The 24,605-nt window shown below is 40.6% G+C and carries 23 protein-coding genes and 1 other RNA gene; 4 read left to right on the top strand and 20 right to left on the bottom strand.

The genetic code is table 11. The features are described 5' to 3' along the window. Positions 1 to 199: 199 nt before the first annotated feature. The 3 genes from RBB56_RS17540 (at position 200) to RBB56_RS17530 (ending at position 2,816) form a co-directional block, all read left to right on the top strand. Positions 200 to 571 carry a YbaN family protein gene (locus tag RBB56_RS17540; RefSeq protein ID WP_306720242.1) on the top strand — a complete coding sequence of 124 codons (372 nt, stop codon included), beginning with the start codon at positions 200 to 202 and terminating at the stop codon, positions 569 to 571. Beyond that, positions 568 to 1,224: a hypothetical protein gene (locus RBB56_RS17535; protein ID WP_306720241.1), complete on the top strand. Its 657-nt coding sequence runs from the start codon at positions 568 to 570 to the stop codon at positions 1,222 to 1,224. Before RBB56_RS17540 ends, RBB56_RS17535 begins: the two co-directional genes overlap by 4 nt. Positions 1,225 to 1,301: 77 nt before the next feature. Further along, positions 1,302 to 2,816 (top strand): catalase, encoded by a 1,515-nt coding sequence (locus RBB56_RS17530; RefSeq protein ID WP_306720240.1) that lies wholly within the window; start codon positions 1,302 to 1,304, stop codon positions 2,814 to 2,816. A gap of 252 nt (positions 2,817 to 3,068) precedes the next feature. Here the strand turns inward: RBB56_RS17530 and RBB56_RS17525 are convergent, their stop codons facing one another. The 13 genes from RBB56_RS17525 to gpmI all read right to left on the bottom strand — a co-directional run bounded on the left by RBB56_RS17525 (position 3,069) and on the right by gpmI (position 15,902). Then, on the bottom strand, positions 3,069 to 3,560 hold the full coding sequence (locus tag RBB56_RS17525; RefSeq protein ID WP_306720239.1) for a GNAT family N-acetyltransferase: 492 nt from the start codon (positions 3,558 to 3,560) through the stop codon (positions 3,069 to 3,071). 48 nt (positions 3,561 to 3,608) lie between these two features. Next, a complete protein-coding gene (locus tag RBB56_RS17520) occupies positions 3,609 to 4,988 on the bottom strand; it encodes a transporter substrate-binding domain-containing diguanylate cyclase (RefSeq protein ID WP_306720238.1) in 1,380 nt (459 codons plus the stop codon). Positions 4,989 to 5,041: 53 nt separating this feature from the next. Beyond that, positions 5,042 to 5,391: a transfer-messenger RNA gene (ssrA, locus tag RBB56_RS17515) on the bottom strand. A gap of 151 nt (positions 5,392 to 5,542) precedes the next feature. After that, positions 5,543 to 6,010, bottom strand: coding sequence for an SsrA-binding protein SmpB (smpB, locus tag RBB56_RS17510; protein WP_306722207.1), 468 nt, complete (start codon positions 6,008 to 6,010; stop codon positions 5,543 to 5,545). Positions 6,011 to 6,036: 26 nt separating this feature from the next. Further along, on the bottom strand, positions 6,037 to 8,181 hold the full coding sequence (gene rnr / locus RBB56_RS17505; protein WP_306720237.1) for a ribonuclease R: 2,145 nt from the start codon (positions 8,179 to 8,181) through the stop codon (positions 6,037 to 6,039). 148 nt (positions 8,182 to 8,329) lie between these two features. Next, entirely contained in the window at positions 8,330 to 8,569 is a 240-nt protein-coding gene (gene secG, locus RBB56_RS17500) for a preprotein translocase subunit SecG (protein WP_306720236.1), read from the bottom strand. Positions 8,570 to 8,645: 76 nt separating this feature from the next. Further along, positions 8,646 to 9,953 carry a phosphopyruvate hydratase gene (eno, locus tag RBB56_RS17495; RefSeq protein ID WP_306720235.1) on the bottom strand — a complete coding sequence of 436 codons (1,308 nt, stop codon included), beginning with the start codon at positions 9,951 to 9,953 and terminating at the stop codon, positions 8,646 to 8,648. A gap of 297 nt (positions 9,954 to 10,250) precedes the next feature. Then, positions 10,251 to 12,236, bottom strand: a complete 1,986-nt coding sequence (locus RBB56_RS17490) for a hypothetical protein (protein WP_306720234.1) — start codon at positions 12,234 to 12,236, stop codon at positions 10,251 to 10,253. A 91-nt stretch (positions 12,237 to 12,327) separates the two neighbouring features. Further along, a complete protein-coding gene (locus RBB56_RS17485; protein WP_306720233.1) occupies positions 12,328 to 13,233 on the bottom strand; it encodes an ABC transporter ATP-binding protein in 906 nt (301 codons plus the stop codon). 28 nt (positions 13,234 to 13,261) lie between these two features. Further along, positions 13,262 to 13,621: a GntR family transcriptional regulator gene (locus RBB56_RS17480; RefSeq protein ID WP_306720232.1), complete on the bottom strand. Its 360-nt coding sequence runs from the start codon at positions 13,619 to 13,621 to the stop codon at positions 13,262 to 13,264. Between the two features lie 179 nt (positions 13,622 to 13,800). Continuing rightward, positions 13,801 to 14,109 (bottom strand): DUF554 family protein, encoded by a 309-nt coding sequence (locus tag RBB56_RS18400; protein WP_331526127.1) that lies wholly within the window; start codon positions 14,107 to 14,109, stop codon positions 13,801 to 13,803. Next, positions 14,096 to 14,311, bottom strand: coding sequence for a DUF554 family protein (locus RBB56_RS18395; RefSeq protein WP_331526125.1), 216 nt, complete (start codon positions 14,309 to 14,311; stop codon positions 14,096 to 14,098). The genes RBB56_RS18400 and RBB56_RS18395 overlap by 14 nt, the downstream gene beginning before the upstream one ends. Before the next feature lie 46 nt (positions 14,312 to 14,357). Then, positions 14,358 to 15,902 carry a 2,3-bisphosphoglycerate-independent phosphoglycerate mutase gene (gpmI, locus tag RBB56_RS17470; protein ID WP_306720231.1) on the bottom strand — a complete coding sequence of 515 codons (1,545 nt, stop codon included), beginning with the start codon at positions 15,900 to 15,902 and terminating at the stop codon, positions 14,358 to 14,360. A 259-nt stretch (positions 15,903 to 16,161) separates the two neighbouring features. Here gpmI and RBB56_RS17465 point away from each other — a divergent pair, with 259 nt between their 5' ends. Next, on the top strand, positions 16,162 to 17,346 hold the full coding sequence (locus RBB56_RS17465; RefSeq protein WP_306720230.1) for a cation diffusion facilitator family transporter: 1,185 nt from the start codon (positions 16,162 to 16,164) through the stop codon (positions 17,344 to 17,346). A 58-nt stretch (positions 17,347 to 17,404) separates the two neighbouring features. On the opposite strand, the gene RBB56_RS17460 is transcribed toward RBB56_RS17465, so the two are convergent. The 7 genes from RBB56_RS17460 to RBB56_RS17430 form a co-directional block, all read right to left on the bottom strand. Beyond that, positions 17,405 to 20,167 (bottom strand): glycoside hydrolase family 3 protein, encoded by a 2,763-nt coding sequence (locus RBB56_RS17460; protein WP_306720229.1) that lies wholly within the window; start codon positions 20,165 to 20,167, stop codon positions 17,405 to 17,407. 213 nt (positions 20,168 to 20,380) lie between these two features. After that, a complete protein-coding gene (locus tag RBB56_RS17455) occupies positions 20,381 to 20,809 on the bottom strand; it encodes a GNAT family N-acetyltransferase (RefSeq protein WP_306720228.1) in 429 nt (142 codons plus the stop codon). Positions 20,810 to 21,367: 558 nt separating this feature from the next. Further along, positions 21,368 to 21,940 carry a DNA-3-methyladenine glycosylase I gene (locus tag RBB56_RS17450; protein ID WP_306720227.1) on the bottom strand — a complete coding sequence of 191 codons (573 nt, stop codon included), beginning with the start codon at positions 21,938 to 21,940 and terminating at the stop codon, positions 21,368 to 21,370. Positions 21,941 to 21,975: 35 nt separating this feature from the next. After that, positions 21,976 to 22,638 (bottom strand): YoaK family protein, encoded by a 663-nt coding sequence (locus RBB56_RS17445; RefSeq protein ID WP_306720226.1) that lies wholly within the window; start codon positions 22,636 to 22,638, stop codon positions 21,976 to 21,978. 99 nt (positions 22,639 to 22,737) lie between these two features. Further along, a complete protein-coding gene (locus tag RBB56_RS17440; protein ID WP_306722206.1) occupies positions 22,738 to 23,430 on the bottom strand; it encodes an aspartate/glutamate racemase family protein in 693 nt (230 codons plus the stop codon). 26 nt (positions 23,431 to 23,456) lie between these two features. After that, positions 23,457 to 23,825, bottom strand: coding sequence for a hypothetical protein (locus RBB56_RS17435; RefSeq protein WP_306720225.1), 369 nt, complete (start codon positions 23,823 to 23,825; stop codon positions 23,457 to 23,459). Positions 23,826 to 23,903: 78 nt separating this feature from the next. Continuing rightward, positions 23,904 to 24,596: an alpha/beta hydrolase gene (locus RBB56_RS17430; RefSeq protein WP_306720224.1), complete on the bottom strand. Its 693-nt coding sequence runs from the start codon at positions 24,594 to 24,596 to the stop codon at positions 23,904 to 23,906. Positions 24,597 to 24,605: the final 9 nt, after the last annotated feature.

The raw sequence follows: 24,605 nt of genomic DNA, 5'->3' as shown, positions 1-24,605 counted from the left end.
CTTCCTTATCTTTCCTTTCTAAGTTTTTATTATATCATTATTATTAAACATATTTAAGATAACTTGTAATAAATTATTATTTGTATATTATAATTCCAATAAATAACTTTTATTTGTTGACAAATGACGTATTTTTAGATAAATTTATATTAACAGTAATGAATCTTAATATTAATAGAGAGAGGTATTTTCTATGCGCATGCGCGTCATTATCCTGACTATATTCGGCTTCTTATTTTTGACTTTAGGATTTATCGGCGTATTCCTTCCTATACTCCCCACCACACCATTTGTTCTTCTGGGGGCAGCCTGCTTGAGCGGCACACCGAAGCTTCGGGCACGGGTTCTGCAAGTCTCTTTCTTCCGGGAATATTTAGAAAGCTACCAAAAAGGAAGTGGACTCCCCCGCAAAACGGTAATCAAAAGCTTGATATCTTTATGGGGAATGCTAATTTTAACGATGGTTTTAACAAAACAGCTTTGGCTTAGTCTTCTGCTTATCCTAATTGGAGGTTGTGTCACTCTGCATATTCTATGGATAGCTAAACCAAAAGGAGAACGTAAAAAATGAAAAATAAAACACGGGTTTTTGGCCGGATAGAGGCTGTTTTCGATATTCTTTATTTAGTAATTGCCGCTTTTATCGGCATTTATCTTATATCTTCCTCAGTCACACCCCTTCGTACTCTTGCAGGGGTTATGGCTTTGATTTTGGCTGCCGGAGATTCCTTTCATCTAATTCCTCGAATTGCTGTTATTTTCACCGGACAAGAGAAACGCTTTGCCAAAGTGATGGGGATCGGTAAATTAATCACTTCCATTACGATGACCCTGTTCTATTTGTTACTATGGCAAATCGGGCTTTTCCTCTTTTTACCTGATAAAGGAATTTCCTTTTCTATTTTTATTTATATTCTTGCGGTTTTGCGTATTCTTCTTTGCTTATTGCCGCAAAATCGCTGGACAGACCGATATCCACCCGTCCGTTTTGGCATTTATCGAAATATTCCCTTTTTTATCCTCGGCATCGCAACATCCGCCTTATACGCTTTTCATATAGGGGCCATACCTGCAGTAAACGGCATGTGGCTTGCTATTTTGTTAAGCTTTGCATTTTATCTTCCCGTAGTTTTATGGTCCAATAAAAACCCAAAGCTCGGCATGCTGATGCTTCCGAAAACTTGCTGTTATTTATGGATTCTTATCATGGCTTTATCTTTCTGATAACTTTTATCCAACCTTTATTAAAATGCGCTACTGTAAACTTTACATATTATAACAAACATGAAAGGAGATAATTTATGGATCAGTACAAAAAGCTAACAAACGAGGTCGGCGCTCCTGTTGCCGATAATGAAAATGCCATTACCGTCGGTTCCCGCGGTCCTGTCGTAATGCAGGATGTATGGTTGCTGGAAAAAATGGCTCACTTCAACCGTGAGGTTATTCCTGAACGTCGTATGCATGCCAAAGGTTGGGGGGCTTACGGTAACTTTACTGTTACCGGAGATATTTCTCAGTTCACCAAGGCTAAGGTACTTCAGCCCGGGCAAAAGACCGATGTATTTGTACGTTTCTCCACCGTTGCGGGTGAACGCGGTGCAGCGGACTGTGAAAGAGATATCCGCGGTTTTGCTTGTAAATTCTATACGGAAGAAGGTAACTGGGATCTTGTCGGCAATAACACTCCTACCTTCTTTATCCGTGATGTACATAACTTCTCCGACTTAAACCGTGCCGTAAAGCGCGATCCCCGTACCGGACGCCGCAGCGCGCAGAACAACTGGGACTTCTGGACACTTCTTCCGGAAACCTTCCATCAGCGCACTATTGTTATGTCCGATCGTGGAATTCCTGCTTCCTTCCGCAATATGCATGTTTTCGGAGAGCATACTTTCAGTTTCTATAATGCGGAAAACGAACGAGTATGGTGTAAATTCCACTTGCATACCAATCAGGGAATCAAATGTCTGACCAATGAAGAAGCTGCTCAAATCAATGGTATGGATCGCGAACATCACGGAAAAGATCTCTTTGAAGCGATCGAAAAAGGCGATTATCCGAAATGGACGATGTATGTACAGATCATGACAGAAGAACAAGCCAAAAAACATTATGAGAATCCTTTTGATATCACAAAAATATGGCCTCATAAAGAATTCCCGCTCATTCAGGTAGGTGTACTCGAACTTAACAGAAATCCTGAAAACTATTTTGCAGAAGTAGAGCAGGCTGCCTTTACACCCGCTCATGTAGTTCCGGGCATCGGTTTTTCTCCTGACCGCTTCTTACAGGGACGTTTATTCGCATATGGTGATGCTCAACGTTATCGTCTGGGAGTAAATCACAATCATATTCCGGTAAACCGTGCCCGTACAGAAGTAAATGAATATCACCGTGACGGCGCAATGCGTACTGACGGAAATTATGGTGCTGCACCCGCTTACTCCCCCAACAGTTACGGTTATTGGACTGCCCAGCCAGAAGTTTCTGAGCCTCCCCTCGAGGTAGAAGGAGCTATGTGGCGTTATGATCCGAAGGATGATCCCACTGATGACAACTTCCGTGCAGGTGGTAATCTATGGCGTATTCTTAGCGAAGACAAGAAGCAGCTTCTCATTGGAAATACTGCTGCCGATATCGCTCCGGTTACGAACAATGTGAAGTACCGCCATGCAGTTCATTGCTATCTGGCGGATACAGAATATGGCGAACGGATTACTGCAGCTATGGGACTTTCCATTGATAAGGTGAAGGAACTCGCAAAGTTAGACAACAATGGCTTGATTGCTGCTACTCTTTCCGAGGAAATGTAAATCAGCGAGACAAGACAGACAAGTGAATTAGCCAGACGACTAATATGAAGAAAGTGCGCTTCCAGAATATGGGGGCGCACTTTTTTGTATAGGTATGAAATCTAAAAAAATTTAAGATAATACTGCTTCTCTGTTTCCAGCAGCAGCTTCACCAGCTCCCGCTACTGTAAGATTATGGAAGGCTGCCATCAAAACTTTGACGGCACAGCTTTTGTTCTGCACGTGTAGCACGCATATTTGTTCGCAGAGCTTTTATAAACTAATATAATGAGGGACAATATCCTGATAGCTTCCATCTTTCATGAGAAATCCTTCCGGAATTATTCCCAATCGCACAAATCCTAGCTTTTCATATAACTGAAGCGCCCTTGTATTTGAACTTACCACCGCATTGAACTGCAATATCTTGAATCCAGTTTCTTTTGCCTGTGCGATACAGTGACACACTAGCAACTCACCGATTTTCTTACCCCGCTCTCCCCCTGCCACTGCATAGCTGGCATTGGAAATATGTCCGCACCTTCCAATATTATTCGGATGTAAAATATAGAGTCCGACAAGCTTCCCAGTCTCCTCTTCTACAGCAACCCCCGTAAAAGATTGTTCTTCAAAAAAGGTGATACCTGTTTCTTCGTTCAAACATTCCATCTGCGGAAAAGCAATCCCTTCCTCGACAACTTCATTCCAAATTTCAATCATATCTAAGATATCTTCTATCCTAAATTCTCGAACTATAATTCCCATTGTATCTCCACATCATCTAATACGTACTTTTTCTTCTTTTCTTTATGCTTACAAATAACTTCTCCGATCATCCGGGAAGATACTATCTTTTCCATTTCTTTTCGCCTGATACAATGCCTCATCAACTATTTGAAAGGCTTCCTCATAATCCGTTTCTTTCTTAATAATAGTTACACCAACGCTTACAGTGACGGCTATTCCATCTTCATTACTTTGAAGAAGGGTTCTTAATTCCTTGCATTTATTATAAACAACCTCTTGCGAAGGGATATCCTTCATATAAATCAGAAATTCATCGCCTCCTATGCGTCCAATAATAACTGTTTTTCCAAACACTTGCTTCAAGTATCCGCCAATTTGTTCCAATACTCTGTCTCCAAAGAGATGGCCAAGCGTATCATTAATATTCTTAAAGTCATCACAATCCAATATAAGGAGAGCATCGATTCTTTCTTCTTTTCTCTTTTCCTTTATACTCTCCGATACCAATTCCTTCACAGTTATCGCATTATAAACTTGCGTTAATCCATCTGTCTCAGACTTAAATACTAATATACGGTGATTTCTGGCATAGAGGAAAACAAACAGAAGCAAAACAACAGATATGGAAAAAATCGCAGCTAAAATATATCTGGAATTAGAATCTATAAACGAAGAAAAGCTTTCTTTCTTCTCCGCTTGCAATATCTCTTTTAAAACTAACTCCTTTACTCTTTCCTCTCCAATTTCCTTTAACGACTTATTAATAATGGAAACCAATATCTTATCATTCCCATCAAAACCAGCACAGTATTCCCTCGTTTCCTTAGCAGTAGGAACAATAATTATATTTTTATAGTTATTTTTCCGAGTATAATAAGTAACCGAATAAGAATTGCCATAACCATAATCCGCCTCACCGCTCGCCACCGCATCTATACTATCTTCTCGGGAATCATAATAAATTATCCGTTCCTCATTTACGCCTTCCGGAATCTTGCTACCCTTTACTATCGCAAATCTTTTATTCTTCAATTCATCTACATTCAACGAAGACCTCAAGTATAATATTGCCTCGCTTCTCAGATATGTCCGGGAACATACCATGCCTTCCGGCAGATACCGATTGTCTGCAAAAAAAATAATATCATAATCACTGGCGAGCGTCTCCTCTGTAGAATCATACAATTCATAGGAAAATGTAAGCCCTGTCATCTCAGAAACCTGATCGAATATTGACTTAGCGACCCCCTGAATCTCCCCGTTTTCATCCAGATAAGTCATTGGCGCCACACCGCTGATCGCTGATGCCTTCACGATTTCTTTGCTTTCAATATATGCTTTTTCTTCCGGTGTCAAGAATTCTTCTGCCCGCACTAACATCGGTATTCCCAGCACGGTGAACATGCCGATTACCCATATTATTACCTTCCACTTCTGTACTTTCATGATTAACCCCTGCAAAATAACAATGCCCTGAAATCTAATTTCAGGGCACGCCACGATGGAATAGGCGGGAATCGAACCCGCGTCCAAAGACCCATTCCCTGTCCTTCTACTATCATAGTCAATTATTTCGGGTTACCCCTCATTCCCTCCCACACCAGGAAATTGACACCCCAATGTGTTCAGTAGCTTCATAATACACCCACAGATTCAAAGCTTTACCTGTGTCGTTTCCTACATAGTCGATGCCCGGTTCTTAATGTGTAGGTGCACTAAGTCGGACAGCTGCCTTTAGGCAGCGTATGCTAAATTATCTTCAGCGTTTATATTTATATTCGCGATTTGACGCATCGCCTGCGGATAGCTTCTCCAGCTGCAAGACCCCTGTCGAAACCTTTACTATCCCCTATTAAATTAACGGATGAAGATGCAGACCCCATCCTTACATCATTATATATCAGTTCTGTATGGCGCGCAATACAATACCTTATAATTTTATTCTGATTTTACTTCCATTTCTTATAATTTATTGTAATTTTATCATATTTTTCCTTGTATTATCCTCGCAGCCTCATCTTCATTTCTTTCTCCACTTCTCTTTTTTGATCCTTTTTAGCAATGTCCTGCCTCTTATCGTACAACTTCTTACCTTTTGCTAAACCGATTTCCACTTTAGCCAAGCCATCTTTGAAATATACCTGTAGCGGTATTAAGGTATATCCCTTTTCCGCAATTTGTCCGGTCAGTTTGTTTATTTCCTGTTTATGAAGCAATAGCTTTTTAACTCTAAGAGGATCCTTGTTGAAAATATTCCCCTTTTCATATGGGCTTACATGCATTCCATAGGCGAACATTTCCCCGTTCTCAATACGGATAAATGCCTCCTTGATACTGCACTTTCCCATACGCATGGATTTTACTTCCGTTCCGTGAAGGACGACACCTGCTTCGTATTTCTCTTCAATAAAATAATCGTGATATGCCTTTTTATTATTTGCAACTAATTTCATCGCCTCTTTTGCCATATTGCTCACCATACCTTTCTTACGGTCTACACCCCTTCTTCCTGCTCTGCAGGTATGAAGTCCACCGTTCTGGTGAAGCGGTCGGTACCATCCACTATAACCACAATACGTTCTCCCAGTCGATAGCGTTTGCCCGAATCCCTTCCTACCATCTCATAATTCAATTCATCGTAATAGAAATAATCGCCTTCTAATTCAGATACATGGATAAGTCCTTCTACCGTATTGGGCAGTTCCACATAGATGCCCCAACTTGTAATACCCGAAATCACACCTTCGAATTGCTCTCCGATATGTTTCTCCATATATTCTGCTTTCTTTAACTTATCGGTCTCACGCTCTGCCTCATCCGCACGCCGCTCCATCTTAGAGGAACGATCCGCCACTCCGGGAAGAATCTCCTCATAATGGGAGGTGCGTTCTTCTTTTAGACGCCCTCTAAGCTGTTCCTTAATAATGCGGTGTATTTGTAAATCCGGATACCTACGAATCGGAGATGTAAAATGACAGTAATAGGGACAAGCCAGCCCAAAATGTCCCGTACAATCTACGGAATACTTTGCTTGCTTCATACTTCGGAGGGTAAGTCTGCTAATTAACATTTCCTCCTTCGTTCCCTCAATTCTCCCTAATAACTTCTGAATCTCTTTCGGGTGTATCTCGTCCTTAGAGGCTTTAAGCCCATACCCGAAGTTACGAATAAATATACCGAGCTGCGTAATCTTCTCCGGATCCGGATTGCCATGAATTCGATAAACGAAAGGAAGATCGAGCCAGTAAAAATGCTGTGCTACTGTCTCATTCGCTAAAAGCATAAAGTCTTCAATAATTTTCGTCGCTGTATTTCTGTCGTAGGGCTTTATCTCCAACGGATGCCCTTCTTGGTCCAATATAATTTTTGTTTCAGGGAAATCAAAATCGATAGAGCCTCGTTTCCTTCTTTTCTCCCGCAAAATAGCTGCGAGTTCTTCCATCTGTTCGAACATAGGCACAAACTCTTTATGCTCTTCACGTTCCGCTTCATCCTTATCTTCAAGAATCTTCTTTACGCTCGTGTAACTCATCCGTCGATCGATACAGATAACCGTTTCTGCAATTCGGTAATCGATTACCTCACCTTTGGAATTCACTGTCATAATGCAGCTAAGCGCCAGCCTATCTTCCCCTTGATTTAAGGAACATATCCCATTAGAAAGTACATGGGGAAGCATTGGAATTACCCTGTCCACCAAATAGACGCTAGTCCCTCTGTTAAGTGCTTCTCTGTCTAACGCTGAATTCTCCTGAACATAATTGGTAACATCGGCAATATGAACACCAAGAAGGTAATTATCTCCCTCCCTCGATATGCTGATTGCATCATCCAAGTCTTTGGCATCTTCACCGTCTATCGTTACCATCTGTACCTTCCGCAAATCTTCTCTTCCCTGCATATCAGCCTCGGATACTTCTGAAGCAACACGCTCTGCCTGCGTCAATACCTTCTCTTCAAAACCTGTAGGCAATTCGAAATTTCTTACAATCGATAAGATATCCACTCCCGGATCATTCATATGCCCCAGAATCTCGATAACTTTTCCTTCCGGCTTCTTTCCTTTTTGTTCATCGCCGTAACCAGTAAGTTCTACCACTACTTTATGCCCATCTACCGCCCCTTTAGAACGTTCCAACGGAACGAAGATATCTTCCGATAGCTTGCTATTATCCGGTAAAACAAATCCGAAATTCCTGGACTTTTGGAATGTACCTACAATCTGCGTCATTCCACGGGCAAGAACCTTAATTACTTCTGCCTCTTGGCGCTTTCCCTTCCCACCCGGAAGAAGCCTTACCTGTACCGTATCCTTATGAAAAGCTCCATTTGTCTTAGTATCGGGAATAAACAAATCCCCATCTCGGCCTTCTACCTCAACAAAGCCAAATCCTCTGGCATTGCTAATAAAGATTCCTGTCACAATTCTCTCATCCGGCTTGGTATACTTCCCTTTGGAAGTAAGACTCAGGCGGCTCTGGGCTAAAAGTTCTTCCAGAATCTGATGAAATTCCTCTCTATCTTCCTTTGACACTTGCATAAAAGCTGCTATTTCTTTTTCTTTCATAGGAACATACATTTCATCCGCTACAAGTTCACATATTAAATTCTTCCTTTTATCATATAATTCCCTATTCATATCGTCCCTCACTTACCTTCTCAGAATAAAACCGTGTCTCATATCGAACAAAAATGCGCTTCACTCTCATCATCAACTACAACAAAATCTGTCCCATAATATGAAAAAAGCACCCTTGTTATATGCAAGAGCGCTTTTGTAATCATCCTTAAAATACATTAAGATTTAAGATCGCTGCCAACACAATAAAGCCCGCTGCCAGATACTTGGTAATCTTAACGAGAGTTCCTTCCATAGAACGCCCCTTGTTCTTACCCCAATAAGTCTCCGCTGCGCCACTGATGGCTCCTAAACCTGCCGATTTACCTTCCTGCATCAATACTAATATAACCAAAGCAAAGCATATTATAATAAAAGCTACTAACAATATAATTCTTAAAACTTCCATTTCTACACCTCCTAATACAAGCAGATTTTAGTTTATCATATGCTGGTTATATTTTCAAGTATTTTTAGATTTTTCTCTATATTTTGTTAAATGGCTCTTTGTATGCTGCTACTGTTTCCAGCTCTTCCTCGATGCGAAGGAGTCTGTTATATTTCGCAACTCGGTCTGAACGGCAGGGAGCACCTGTCTTAATCTGCCCTGCATTGACTGCCACCGCAAGATCCGCGATAAACGTATCTTCTGTCTCCCCCGAACGATGAGAAATCACCGCGCGATAAGCATTTTTATGCGCCATCTCAATAGCTTCCATCGCTTCCGACACCGTTCCTATCTGGTTCACCTTAACCAGAATAGCATTACCTACACGCAGCTTAATACCCGCATCCAAACGCTTCGTATTAGTAACGAACAAGTCATCCCCTACAAGCTGTACTTTCTCTCCTAGCCGTTTCGTCAATTCCTTCCATCCATCCCAATCATCTTCTGCAAGACCATCTTCAATGGAAATAATGGGGAACTGATCAATGAGTTCTTCATAATAGGAAATCATCTCAGCGGTATCCCTTACCACTTCATTTCCGGAAAGCTTACTTTCTCCCGGGAAATGATACATTCCTGTTTTTTCATTATATAATTCACTGCTTGCCACGTCGAGGGCAATCTTAATGTCCTCTCCCGGAGTATAGCCACTCACTGAAATAGCTTCTACAATGAGCGATAACACGGATTTTGCATCCGGTAAATCAGGAGCAAAACCTCCTTCATCCCCTACTCCTGTAGAAAGGTCTTTATCATTTAGCAGCTTTTTCAAGTGGTGATAGATCTCTGCACAAATCCGGAGCCCATCCGCAAAACTTTCCGCCTGTACCGGCATAATCATAAATTCTTGGAAATCCACTGTATTGGCTGCATGCTTTCCTCCATTTAGAATGTTCATCATAGGTACCGGCAACAATCTCGTATGTGTACCGCCCAGATACCGATAAAGAGGAAGTTCCAGAATCTGTGCCGCAGCCCTTGCACATGCCATAGAAACGCCAAGTGTAGCGTTAGCCCCGAGATTCTCCTTATTCTCCGTACCGTCTGTATCAATTAGAATGCGGTCAATAAGTCCCTGTTCCAATACATTTTGTCCCACTAATGCATCATTTAATTTCGTATTGATATTCTTTACCGCCCTTTGTACTCCAAGACCGAAATAGCGAGTCTCTCCATCCCTCAATTCCACTGCTTCAAATCGTCCGGTACTAGCTCCCGAAGGAACTGCAGCCCGCCCTACAATACTTCCTTCTATCGTTACCTCCGCCTCTACCGTCGGATTCCCTCTAGAATCCAATATCTCCCTGCCATGTACTTTCGTAATTTTCCAACATGAATTAATCATAGTTCTAATCTCCTTTATCGGTAACTATTTTCTATCGTAAATGTGCAGACCTGCTGAACAGTTACTTTCTATCTTTATATTTATTTCCTTATTTTGAAAAATCATGCAGAATAAAAGCGTGCTTCGTCCATTCTATATATTAGGAGAACTTTTCTAATTACATAAAAAACAAGAAAGCAAAGGCTGCGACATCCCTGCCATAACCTTCGCTTTCTTTAAGCTTGAGTACAAACATTAATAAATTTTATGTGTAATCATGCTACATCCATTAAAATAAACGAATGTGCCGTCTGCTCTTCATTCATAAGCAGTCTCTCTCACGAGCCAATCCGGAATCTTCTCCGTAATGAGATAAAATCCGCTATCACCGCGATAATAATTAGAATTATTCGTACCATTCTTCAATTGAACGTACACATAATAGTCGGTGGATATCGTATCGGTCATTTTGAACATCGAATCAAAACTTGCCGGATACAGTGCGTCTACCAGCTCTCCTATCTGTTCTTCCTCCGAAAAGGTTTTGGTGATGCTATAGTCCTGAACCATATCGTCATCTACAGAATACATCTCATAGTGGTTGTTCGTAACCGTTATGCTTGCAATATCTTGCGCTTTTACAGTCATTTCCTCGTACAATCCCTTTTCTTTCAGATAGCCAATGATATTCGTATAAGAAGGATAAATATCATATTCAAACCACATATAACTACCACTTCTTACGGAGAACTCAAGGGTTCCGCAGATAAACTCATCTTTTCTCTTTGTATAATCAGTATTTTCCAGGTCTTTAATATAGAGCTGTCTGATTAAATCCGTATCATCAGGGGAGAGGTTAACCGCGCTTATTCCCGTATGATAAAGTATCTGATACGAATCCTTTCCCTTTATTCGATCGAAGATAGCATCCTCGTAGATTTGATAATTCGCTCTTTTAAATTCCTCATTACTCATAATCTTGTTTAGGACAGCCTCTTCCCTCGCATCTACCGCAAATGACCGCCATATGACTCTTCCGCTCTTCATACGATATGCCACATCCATCCAAAGGTAGGAATTTTCACCCTGGATGTTTTTGTTTTCGTGTTCTGCCTTCTTTTCCGACAACTCACAGATAGCTTCAATATCGGTAATTCCCGGCATTTGCAAAACATACTCCTCCGGATTCATACGTCTGAGTTCTTCATCCACATAGGTCTGCCTGTAGGTAAGTCCGGAAATAATAACTGTTGCCTCCTCCAGCTTCTCCGGATTTGGTGTCCACTTATCGAAGCCGGTGAGATCGAACTGAAAGATACTGTAAATAATTGCAGTACATGCACCGATAATTAGAATTTGATGTTTCTTCCTAAGGGCAGCACGGATATCCAATTCATAAATGACTTCTATTAAACAACTGCCGATAATAGCTGCTGCTGCCATAACAAAGAGAAGAATCACTGCGCTGCTTTTTCCTCCGCCATCCGCTCCTACGATATCTCTTACCGTAATTCCTACAAATAAGGTAAAGGGAACTACGAGAAAGGTCTTTATCGCTGCCTTTGTTACTGAGAATGCCATAGATTTCCCCGCAGCCTCAGAAGGACGTCTCCTATAGGCAGCATATGCCAATGTTCCAAAGAGTATAGCCAGCACCATACACTTCATCATAGGGGCAAGAACTCCCATAAAGGAAGAATTGGTACTTTCTATATGTTGTACTGCTTCTATATAGTATCCTATCGGCGAAGAAAGAGGCTGATAATCATAGCGATAGTGATAATATTGGAAAAATGCTGACTGGTAAAACGTCATTAACATTCTGACTGCCAACTCATAGCCAAGAAAAATTGCCGTACCAAGCAAGGTCATTACAATATTTCCCGTCATCATTACCGCTATAATCGTAAGGCTGTATACCCCCAGATAAAGAATAAGGTTCATCAACACAGAGATAAGGGTGATTTTCACATTGATAACATTCATTCCACCGTTTATTCCTGCCACGAGAATCCCAAGGAATACATTCAACAGATACGGCAGGAAAAATATCAGAACTCCATTCACATAAATCACCGCAAATCGGCGTCTTTTCGATACAGGAACACTATGATATAAATCCACCTTTTTCCTACTGTATAAATAAGAAAATCCATGAATTGCACATACAATGGCTAAGATACCTACGAATGTCATCACCAATATATCCGCACTGAGCCACTGCCCCGCCGCTTCCGCTAACCGTTCCTTGGCAACCGTTCCTGATAAATTATCAATTATATTATGGTTCTTTTTCCTGCTCATTAAGATCGCTGTCGCGACCGGATAATAGAAGAACCAAAATAGTGCGGAGATGGCCCATACCCAAGATCTCCTCTTATTATTCTCTCTCATATTAACCAAGAATGAGTTTTTTGATATCATATCCAACCACCTCCGTCTCACTGATAAATATTTCCTCCAGGGAAAGAGGCAGCACTTCAAAGAATATGGTATCTACTGTAGCAAAATGCGTTAGTACCTCTTCCCTGCTTCCTCTGACCGTAAGGGTATAAAGAGAACCTCGCTTTTCCTCTTTCATAACAACTAAGCCCTCTAAGCACTTCTTCTCAGCCACCTCTTCCTTAAATACACATTGTACCTTTTGAATATTACACTTCATATCCTCTAAATCCTTCGATAACAATACGCCCCCCTTATGCAGCAAACCTACATGATCGCAAATATCCTCGAGTTCTCTTAAGTTGTGGGAAGCAATAATAGGCGTAAGTCCCCTTGTTTCCATTTCCTTTGCAAAGATACTTTTCACGCCTTGACGCATCACCGGATCTAAACCATCGAACGTTTCATCGCACAGCAGGTATTTCGCGCCCGAACAAATACCGCATAACAAGGCGAGCTGCTTTTTCATTCCCTTGGAAAAGGTATTGATCTTTCTCTTTTTATTCAGACCAAAATTGTCCATGTATAGATAAAATTCATCCCGTCGAAATGCCTTGTATATCGAGGAAAAATACTTTTCCATTTCCTCTCCATTCGCATTGGAGAAAAAATACGGTTCATCCGCAATAAAAAAGACGTTCTCCTTCACCTCAATGTTATCGTAGACCGGTATACCGTCTACCATAATTGTTCCCTTATCCGCTTTTAGAACCCCTGCCATCATTCGAAGTACCGTGCTTTTTCCAGCCCCGTTTGTACCAATAAGACCAAACACTGTATCTTCTTTCATTGTTACACTGACATCATCGACAGCAAGAATATCTTCAAATGCTTTACTGACATTCTTTATCTCAATCATTGTCTCCTCCTATCCGCCCTACAAGCGATTACCCATCCATTTTTTCAAGGCAGCTTATAAAATCAGCCTTTGTCATACCGAGCTCCTGCCCTTCCTTATATAAAAGAATCATTCGCTCCCTCAGTTCCCCTTTTCTTTCATCGAGAAGATTTGCATTGTCCGCTACAAAGTTCCCTCTACCCTTAACTACATAAATATAGCCCTTACGTTCCAGTTCTGTGTAAGCCTTCTGTATCGTATTCGGATTGATGGCGAGCTCCACCGCCAAGCTTCTTACTGAGGGCATCTGTTCATCTTTTAACAAAATCCCTTTCAAAATCAGTAACTTAAACTTCTCTACAATTTGTTCGTAGATAGGCCGGGCATCCTTATAATCAAGAATTATCATGTATTCACCTTCCTTTGGTTCTAACCCATTCTTCTCCAACCACTAGTGTTTAATGTGTACTATCACTACTAACACACATGTTATACCCTGCTATGCCTTTTGTCAAGCATAAAAAGAAGCCTTATGAATCTCGTTTACTCAACGAGTTCCATAAGGCGTTCTTAATCATTTGTCAATTTTTATATCAATCTGCAAAGAATAATCGGGACGAAAATCGCAGGCACATAATTCATAACCCGAAGCTTCGTGATTCCGATAATATTCAGGCCGAGTCCAATCATAACGACAGAGCCGACACAAGTCATCTCCATAATCACTGTATTCGTCAGAAAAGGTGCAATCCACTGTGCAAGCAACGTAATGGAACCTTGATAGAGGAAGACCAGGCCTGCAGAAAAAGCAACTCCTATTCCCAAAGTGGATGAAAGAACGACTGCCATGATAAAGTCAAGGATCGATTTGCTAAAAAGCATCTTATGATCTCCCATAAGCCCACTTTGTAAGGCACCTACAATCGCCATAGCACCTACACAAACAAGTCAAGGAACCACTGATACCGAGAAATACGGTACACAGTCCGACTCCCTTCATTAAGGTATCCGTCATTCTCCCCGGCAACCCCTTCTTTAAAACGATTCCTACTACTGCACCTACTATAATAGCTATCGCATTTACTAACGTTCCTAACATCTTGCCGCTCTTTTCTACTTATATCGTCTTTCGTTTATAGCACTTTTTATTTCTTAATCAACAATGACTTTCCGGTCATCTCTTCCGGTTGTTTCATTCCCATCATCTCAATCATCGTAGGAATAATGTCTGCAAGGCATCCGTCTTCTTTCAGTGTATAAGCCTCATCGTAGTTCACAAGGATAAATGGTACCGGATTCGTAGTATGAGCTGTGAAAGGTTCTCCCGTTACATAATCTACGAGCTGCTCTGCATTTCCGTGATCCGCACAGATAAACATCGCTCCCCCTACTTCTCTGATAGCTTCTACTGCCCTTCCCACACATTCGTCCACTGCTTCGATTGCTCGGATCGCAGCGTTCTCCACACCTGTGTGTCCAACCATATCCGGATTGGCAAAGTTCACTACGATAACATCGTATTTGTCAGATTTAATTGCTCCTACCAGTTTATCGCATACTTCATAAGCACTCATTTCAGGCTTCAAGTCATAAGTAGCAACATCCTTAGGTGAATTAACAAGAATTCTGTCTTCTCCTTCATTCGGTGTTTCTACACCGCCGTTAAAGAAGAAAGTAACATGTGCATATTTCTCCGTCTCTGCAATTCTCGCCTGTGTCATATGGTTTTGTGCAAGCCATTCACCAAATGTATTAGTTACTGCAATCTTATGGAATGCTACATCCTTATTCGGAATGGTAGGATCGTAATCGGAGAAGCATACGAACGTCGTATCCACTCTGTCACCTCTGTCAAATGCTGTGAACTCATTGTCACAGAAGCATCTTGTAATCTCTCTTGCCCTATCCGGTCTGAAGTTGAAGAATATAACAGAATCCTTATCCTTAATCAGAGCTACCGGAGCGCGATTCTTTTCAATTACTGTAGGTTTTACGAACTCATCCGTCTCGCCTCTGTCATAAGACTCTGCAATAGCTGCCGGGCCACTTACCGCTTTTAATCCTTCACCCTTTGTCAATGCATCATAAGCGAGCTTCACTCTGTCGTAGTTATTATCTCTATCCATGGCGTAGTAACGACCGGATACAGAAGCTACTTCACCTACACCGATTTCTTTCATCTTCTCTTCTAACTGCTCTACGAAACCTTTTCCGCTCTCAGGAGGAGTATCTCTTCCATCTAAGAAGCAATGTACATATACTTTAGAAAGGCCATTTCTCTTCGCCAGCTCGAGGATTCCGTAGATATGAGTATTGTGGCTATGAACACCGCCATCGGATACGAGCCCGAACATATGAAGTGCGGAATCATTCGCTTTACAGTTCTCTATCGCCTTCAAAAGAGCAGGATTTTCAAAGAAAGTACCGTCATGAATCTCTTTCGTAATTCTCGTAAGTTCCTGATATACGATACGTCCGGCGCCCATATTAAGATGTCCTACCTCCGAGTTACCCATCTGTCCGTCAGGAAGGCCTACTGCCATACCACTGGCATAACCTTTTACAAAAGGATACTCCTTCATCAAGTTATCCATCACTGGCGTATTAGCTTCTGCCACGGCATTGCCGTCTTCTCTTTCATTCAAGCCATAGCCATCCAAAATCATCAATACTGTTGGTTTCTTACTCATCCTTCTTCTCCTTTTCCTATATTACCTTAGTAAATTACTTATTGTAAATATGAGAAACATACGTAACTGTGCAGTACCTGAACAATTACAAACATACTTATAAATTGTCATAAAATGAATAAATATTATCTTTACTTATCCGTTTGCAATTATACATGTTTTTTTGCATATTGTAAATATAAGAAATAAGAGATAATATATAGGAAATAAGAGATAATGTATCTACTATGAACGAAAATCTCATCACAGGAGTAGTTTTATGATATCTTTACTTGCCAGACTTTTTATTCGGGAAGACGATGACATCTCTTCCCTTCGCGTACGACAGGCATACGGTATATTGTGCGGTGCTGTAGGTATCGCTTTGAATCTCTTTCTCTTTGCCGGAAAATTCTTCGCCGGAGTTCTTAGCAACTCCATTGCGGTAACTGCCGATGCTTTCAATAACCTATCCGATGCGGGTTCTTCCTTAATTACACTCATCGGCTTTAAAATGGCCGGCCAGGAAGCGGATTCAGACCATCCGTTCGGTCATGGACGTATTGAATATTTATCAGGTCTTCTCGTATCCATCGCTATCTTGATTATGGCCTTCGAGTTGGTCCGTTCCTCTATCGATAAAATCTTACATCCTCAGCCCGTGGTCTTTAACCCTGTCACCGTAATCATTTTGCTGATTTCTATCTGTGTAAAACTATACATGTCCTTTTATAATAAAAGTATCGGCAAAAAGCTTGACAGTGCCACCATGCATGCTACATCGATGGATAGCCTAAGCGATAGCATGGCAACTACGGTCGTCCTTATTGCCGCTATAGTAGGTGAACTTACCGGCCTTGCCATCGACGGTTACTGCGGCGTTTTAGTTGCCCTTTTCATCTTCTATGCCGGATATAGTGCGGCGAAGGAAACTATCAGCCCATTGCTCGGCCAGCCGCCCCGTCCCGAATTCGTCCAACAGGTGGAATCGATCGTTATGAGCTACGAACACGTTCTTGGTATTCACGATATGATCGTCCATGACTATGGTCCCGGCCGTGTTATGCTCTCTCTTCATGCGGAAGTACCGGCGGACGGCGATATGCTCACACTTCATGATATGATCGATAATATCGAACACAGACTTCAAAATGAACTCCGCTGTGAGGCCGTCATACATATGGATCCAATTCTTATGAAGGACGAACAGACGAATGTTTTGAAAAGCCAAATTAGCGGGATAATTGCTGAAACCTACCCCGAGATTCATTTTCACGATTTCCGTTTGGTAAAGGGCCCTACCCATACAAATATCATTTTCGATATCGAGGTCCCCTTTCACTATAGACAAAGTGATGAAGAAATTATCGCTTATCTAAAAGAACGTATTAAATGTATCGATTCCTCCTATGATGCAGTGATACAAGTAGATAAGATAGCACATTCAAATGCCCTGCAGAAATGAATCTACAGGGCATTTTCATTTTATAGGAAAAGTCACGTTATACTTGTTCTTTCTGTTCCTATATTTGTTCTATTTTGCATTCTTTCAGTTCCATTCCACCTTGACCGAAATAAAGCTTCAAGAAACAAGTGTTGCCGAAGAATTCTCCTAAGTCAAGGGATACTTCTTTCCACTCACTATCCTTCCCGGTCAACGTAACAGTTTTCACCAGTTGTTTATCTTTGAAAATGGATACAGGTATCTGGGATAATTCTTCTGCCCCTGTTACCCTGCTTAAGAAAGTCAGTCTGGCAGTATTTTTCCCTTTTAATACAACTTGTAAAACAGTCGCTTTCCCTTTTCTCGTATCGATCCATTCAAGCGGAATCTCTGCTTCCCCTTCTACTTCTAAAATCTTAATATCGCGCAGTTCCATTTCTTCCTCGGTAATGCATTCCTTCAATTGTCTATCCAGCTCTGTCTCAATCCCCTGGACACGTAAAAATGCCGGAAGCTTCATAAGAGCATAGCAAATATTCATAGCACTTCTCTGGAATTCACCCCTTGTGGTACGATTATTTATAAGCCCCTCCATGGAATCATCCTGCTGTGTATTCGCCTTGGCATCGGTAGTTACCATATATAAATCGTTCTGGCAGCGAACCATAGCCGACGTATTTTTCACATCTCCGGGACCTCCAGGCTCATTGCCTTTCGCCCACCAGTCAGTCATAACGATTCCTTTGAATCCCCATTCCTTCCGTAGTACGGTAGTCAGCAGATCATAGTTCGTGGATGTCCAGAAGCCGTTAACCGGCCCGTAGGTACTCATAATGGAGTAAGCATCGCCTTCTTTCACCGCGATTTCGAATCCTCTTAGATACAACTCCCTCAGTGCGCGTTCCGACACTATCGCTTCCGCATCATTGCGTCTATGCTCCTGATTATTGCATATGAAATGCTTAATCGTACCCGTCACCCCATACTTATGCATTCCTTTTAACTGCGCTGCTGCCATTCTACCCGTTAGGAGAGGATCCTCTGAGAAATATTCGAAATTGCGTCCATTCATCGGATTCCGATGCAAGTTCATACCGGGACCCAGTAAGGTATCGATATGATTCATGCGAAGTTCCATTCCTTCGAATTCATATAGTTCTTGTAAAAGTTCCTCATTAAAAGAACAAGCAAGACAAGTACCGTTGGGCATCGCAAAAGCAAGGCTTCCGCTATCCATACGAATTCCACTGGGACCATCCGCACAGCATCCGAGAGGAATCCCAAAACCTTCTAAACTCTCAGTAACCGCTCCAAACGCAGATGCCGTGCCAGGTGTTACCTTCGGAGAACACATGCCCTCACCACGTACGATACAGCACAAATCTTCATCGGAAAGCTGTGCAATGAAAGTTTCCATAGATACTTTTCCTTCGAAAACATCCACAAGCTTCCACCCCTGGTCTCCTGTATAAGCTACCTCTACAGGTAGATTTTCTCCTCTTCGCTTCATGGGGTCCACTGTCCTTACAGGTACTGCTTCATAAGAAATAGTAAGCGCTCCATTTTCCCCTGCTGCAGGTCTCATTCTCTGATAAGAAACATCAGGAGCAATTACCTCTTCAAATGTCTCAAGAACGGTAAGTGTATCCAGAACGATCTCTCCCACACGAGAAGCCTCCCTTACATCACCGCCCATATAGAATTGGTAACTTCCTTCCTCCATAACATAACTATATCTATGTCCCGTCACTCCGCTGTCATCATAGGATGCAAGAAAATACTTCGGACAAGAAATTGTCACAATCGTATCATCCTCAGGAGTGAGCAGCTTTGTCTTCGTAAATCCGCACAATACACGAGCCGGTTTGCCAAGCTTACCTTGAGGTGCCTGACAGTATATTTGAACGACTTCCTTTCCTTCGTATTCTCCGGTATTGGTCACCTTAACTTGAAAAGTAACTTTGTCTTCTTCTGCTTCCATACCTACTAATTCTTTGTCAAAAGCAGTATAGGAAAGACCAAAGCCAAAGGGATACAGAACTTTATCCTTTGCAAAAGTCTCAAAGTACCGATATCCTACATAAATATCTTCTTTATAAAGATTGCGGTCATCATCCCCATAGTTGGCTGTGGACGGATAATCGGTAATATCAGAAGCAATCGTATCCGTCAACCGTCCGGAAGGAGTTACCGTTCCATTTAATACATCGATTATACCGTGGCCGCCTTCCTGGCCGCCCTGCCATACATATAGAACGGAAGACGGATTCACCTCGTTTACCCACTTCATATCAATAATGTTTCCCACATTCAGCACAACAATTGTACGCTCGAAAACCGCACATACCTTATTAAGCATATCGCGCTCTTCTTTTGTCAGCAGATAGCTTCCGTCTTCCGCTTTATTGTCCTTGTCTTCACCGGCGGTACGCCCTATAACAATAATCGCTACATCCGATTCTTTCCTCGCTTCCTCCACGAATTCAGCCTTTAACGGCATCTCTTCCTGAAACCAAGGCTCTTTCGCCCAACCATCACCAGTTTCAAAGGGGTGTTCTAAAAGCCAGTCCTCGTATACTGCCTTTACCGTCTTGTTCACGGCAAAGCATTTCTCCATCTCCAATGCTTCCCATATACCGATAACATATTTTGTATTTACCAGACCTCCTGAGCCAGTGCCGCTTTTATAATAATGAAACTGTGTCCTTCCAAACAAAGCTACCTTCGTATCTTTAGCGAGCGGAAGCAAATGATTATCATTTTTCAGCATAACAATTCCTTCTGCTGCGGCTTCTCTGGCCTTTTTCGCATACCTATCCAAATCAAAGATCCTATTGCCCATCTTTATACCTCTTTCTTTTTTCATATAAAATTATAATCCGTAACTATTCAGCAAATCTGCGCATGTACTGAACTGTTACGTACATCTTGACAACTAAAAGTTATTGCCACTTGTTCCACTGTCACATATTATCATAGGTTTACATCATATGCTATCTGCTTTTATGACTTATTTTTAGGTCAATATTGACTTTATTTTTTATAATTTTAGAAGCTAGGATTCCCATACCATAAAATATTCCCTCTGATTTGTATCTTTATCAATTCCTTCTGATTTAATCTTAAAATTCTCTCTTTTGTAGAACTCTATTGCCTTTACATTTTTTTGATATACACTTAAAGATAAGCTAATTTTAACTTTCTTTGCATAATCTAACAATTGTTTTCCGATTCCTTTACATTGCGATTGATCGCAGACAAAAATACCTCCGATATAACTGTCAATCAATCCGATGAAACCTTGTATTTCATGACTAATCCCGTCTTCAAAAACATACAACTCCGATTGCAACAACAGTTCTTCTACCTCATTATATTTATTTCTCCAATAAGTTTCCGGAATAAAATTGTGAGCTTTTACATTCGTGTCCTGCCATATTTGCATCACCCTATTTATATCTGACTTTTCCATTTTTCTAATCATCAAACTACCTCTGCCCTTTACCCGCAACTATTTTAAAAATAAAAGCATTACATATGTAATCTTTTCCGTCATGCGTACAGTTATCGCGATAGATATAGCATACTGAAAGAGTTCGCTATCCATTACAACAGTTTTTATAGCTTATTAATATATGACTGGGAGCAAAGATAACCGCCATGACTACTAACAGAATTGACTGACTAATCACACCGCTAAAAAGAAAAATCATAGATGGTATTATCGATAAAGCCAATGCCCTGAAAGTGCTATTTTTCTTAAAACAGATGATCCAAATTAAATAGTAGATAAATATTAAGCAAGAATTAATCGTTAAATACCATGTAAAAGCTTCCGAGGAAGGAAACCCGTACCACGTCCCGGGAATATTAAATACCATAAACCCTAAACATCCAAAGCGGCCGATTTGCTCCAAAACTTCGACTGTCTTATTCTCCCATACATTCACAAAACCATCCTTACATTTCAGCGCAAAGACAATATTGGGAATCATCATTATGATGATAAAAATTAAACCGAATAAATTAAACCACTCCATGGCTAAATCCTTGAACAATCATAAAAATCACAGGAAATCAAATGATCATTCACCATTCCGGCTGCCTGCATGAACGCATATATTGTCGTTGTACCCACAAACTTAAATCCACGCTTTTTCAGATCTTTACTGATAACATCTGAAATAGGCGTACTGGATGGAACCTCTTCAATCCGGGTCCATTTATTGACAATCGGTCGATAGTTCACAAATGACCATAAGTAATTATCTAAAGAGCCAAACTCTTCACAAATTTCGAAATATACCTTTGCATTATTAACAACGGCATTTACTTTCTGCCTATTCTTAATAATCCCATCATTATGTAGAAGGGACTCAATCTTATCATTATCATAAGTTACAAGAACCTCCGGATCGAAATTATCAAACGCGGCGCAAAGGGTATCCATTTTCGCAAGAATTGTTGTCCAACTCAGTCCTGCTTGTTTTCCTTCTAATATAAGCATTTTAAATAGCTTTTTATCATCATGGACAGGAATCCCCCATTCACGATCGTGATATTCTTGTTCCATTTTACTTTTCATAGCCCAATCGCATCTTATTATCTCATCCATCTATTAATCTCCTTGTAATTATATAGCTTTATCAGTTAATCTTCCTTGGGAATAAGCATACATACAAAACCTACCGATAACAATATCGCACTAACTATAATTGATTTTTCCTGCCATATTCCGACACAGAAATTTCCAATAATTGCTCCCATTATAAAAATTACAATAATACTAAAATATAAAAAACCATCTTGTTTTGATGTTAAATTTTTAGTAAGACCATAATTACATATAGCTTGTGTAGCCGCCCGTAAGTTGCCAATACACATTGTCGTTGCAATTCCGTTTCCATTTACCTTACGGAAGCTCTCAACTTGTGCGCCACAGGCGAAGGAAATAAGGCTATTAGCGAGTAGATTTAAATCTTGAGGAATAAATGCTACTACAAATAAAGCAACAATCTCTGCCAAAAGCGTAACCTGACGCCAATGGAGATATTTTTTATTACGGAAGCAGTTTCTAACAATTTCTGCAATAGCAACGCCAAAAGCGAATGCTAATATGGGAATAAAATACCTCAGCGCATCGGCGAAGTTACCTGTTGAAAGATTAATCCCAAACAACAGAATATTCCCTGTCTGAGCATTCGCAAAAACTTGTTCTCTACATAAATATGAATAAGCATCCATAAATCCTCCAGATAGCGTTAATATAGCTGCAACCAGAAATGATTCTGATGCTTGTTGAACTTTTTTCATCGTATACCTTTCTGACTTCGCGGCTTCACAATGATCTTGTGTCTGATTACGTAACTTAATAAACTTTGCATTCATGCACTGCAAATATGATATAAAATTTTATCCCTTCACAGACAACATGGCGGCTTTCGATGCATGAATCCTAGTTGTATCGAAAATGGGCAAGTCCGCATCCTCTTGCTGAATCAATAAGCCAATTTCCGTACAGCCCAGAATCACTCCTTGAGCACCCTTTTTTGCAAGATTCTCAATAATATTCCTATACTTCTCTTTCGAAGGTTCCGAAATAATACCTAAGCACAATTCATTATAGATTATATTATTTACAGCCTCTACTCCCTGCTCATCAGGAATAAGAACCTCAATTCCCGCCTCTATCAGCTTGTCTTTATAAAAGTCTTGTGTCATCGTATATTTGGTTCCGAGCAATGCAACTTTCGTAATATTATGCTTTTTTAATTCATCTGCAGTCGCCTCTGCGATATGTATGATCGGAATCGTAATTCTACTTTGAATCCGGGGAGCTACTTTATGCATGGTATTCGTACAGATTACAATAAAATCTGCTCCTGCCTTCTCCAAATTTTCAGCCGCGACCGATAAAATATCTGCACTCTTCTCCCAATCGCCATCCGCCTGGCACTTCTCAATTTCAGCAAAATCCACGCTGTATAATAACACTTTTGCCGAATGGAATCCTCCGAGTTCTCTTTTCACCGATTCATTGATAATTTGATAATAAGTAACCGTACTCTCCCAACTCATTCCCCCGAGCAATCCTATTGTTTTCAACATATTTCTCCTCATCAAACCTTAATTCACTCTGTTCTTTTCAATATTTCATCCTCTATAAAATCCTTAGAGATATTCATCGCATTTATAATAGGAGCCAGCCGTTTATACTGGGCAGTACCCTCCTCATATTTACTTTGAGCCTTCATCGTTTTGCTTATAATAGAAAGTACCGGCGGCAATGCCTTTTCTAAGTCTATCAGAGTACACATCCCAATATCACTATTTCTTTCTATTAAATCCTTTGAAATATATAACGCTTTTATTCTATTCCTTAAGAGGGAATATTGGGACGTTCCCTCCGCAAATTTCAACTGCATTTTTTCGCACTTACTGATGGTAGAAGATATAAGCCGTACGGCATCCTCTCGTTCTTTTTCTGAATAACTTTCCATTGATTTTTCCTTTAAACGCTGCTTTTCCTATTTTAGTTTATATTCTTCGAATATCTTTTCTCTAACCGTACACTTACCTTATATATTTTCTTCAAGCCATATACGGACTATTTTTATATCCTCTTTTTGCATAAAAGGATGTTCACTACCTTGAGATATTGTCAGTTTACATCCTCGCTCTTGCACAAACTTTCGAATGACTTCTGCTGACTGCAAATCATCCTTTCCCCCATAAAGTATTGATGTGGGGAGATTCCAATTTTGAATTGGGTGTTCCTTCACATATTGATAATAATCCCAACGCAGTAAATCAATAGGAGTAGAGATTTCTTTTTCCATACGTAATTTCTCCTCCGTTATATCAAACCAGCAAAACATCTGCCTAACAAGATATTCCATATCTAATATAGGAGATTGAAAAAGACATTTCGTAAAATTTCTGTCCGCATAAGCATTCAAACTAAAATATGCTCCAAGGCTGCAAGCATATAACGAAACATCACTCCACTTTGAAAAAACATAATCACCAATTATAGTAAGGTCATGCATCCCATTCCAGATATCGCAACGATAATCGCTCTCCTTTCTTTCCCCATGTTCCGGCAAATCAAAACTAAGTGTTTGATATCCTTTTTTCTCTGCTATTTCAGCAAAACTCTCTGCATATTCTTTGCAAGATATTTTTCCATGAACATGTATATATATCTTATCGGATTGTTCACCCCAAATAATAGCAGGGATATTACTAATGTTAATATTTTGAGCTTTCATTTTCCCTCC

The organism is Kineothrix sp. MB12-C1 (assembly GCF_030863805.1).
Classification (GTDB): Bacteria; Bacillota; Clostridia; order Lachnospirales; family Lachnospiraceae; genus Kineothrix.
The sequence above is the reverse complement of the archived record's forward strand: the minus strand, read 5'-3'. Positions and strand labels throughout refer to the sequence as shown.